We start from the raw sequence: 440 nt of genomic DNA, 5'->3' as shown, positions 1-440 counted from the left end.
TTGACGATCATGGAGATCTGACCTGCATACATGCCGCCCAGAGCAGTGCTGTCGATCGCAAATTCCGGCGTTTTGGATCCGTCAGACTTCAGCGCATGCACCGTTCCTGTTTCGTAATCAAAACGGCTGCGACCAGCGACAAGACGGGCCGTCTGCGCAGTCACCTTCGCATCCAGCATCACCCGACGGCTCAGAATATCCAGCACCGGAACGGCCGTAAAATCTCCGCCGTTCCCTTCAAAGGCGATAAGACCATCACTGACTGTCAGGGCGGACAGCTTGCCGCTGGCGTCAATTTCGGGATGACCGGTTGCCAGACTGACGCGATCTGTATTGATAAACCCGCATCCATTACAGGTAATGCCGTTTGGATTGGCAACGACAACATTGGCTTTTTGCCCGGCAACTTCCGTGTAACCCAGCATCTGACTGGCCTGCGT

Annotated in this window: 1 protein-coding gene; it reads right to left on the bottom strand. The window is 55.2% G+C overall.

What is annotated here, in order from left to right; genetic code table 11:
- Window positions 1-440, bottom strand: a 440-nt coding sequence (locus Abin_RS15530) for a two-partner secretion domain-containing protein (RefSeq protein WP_048848598.1), incomplete at both ends; no start/stop codon positions are given.

The organism is Acetobacter indonesiensis, assembly GCF_000963945.1.
GTDB lineage: Bacteria > Pseudomonadota > Alphaproteobacteria > Acetobacterales > Acetobacteraceae > Acetobacter > Acetobacter indonesiensis.
Note: the sequence above shows the minus strand (reverse complement) of the source record. Positions and strands in the feature narration are given on the sequence as shown.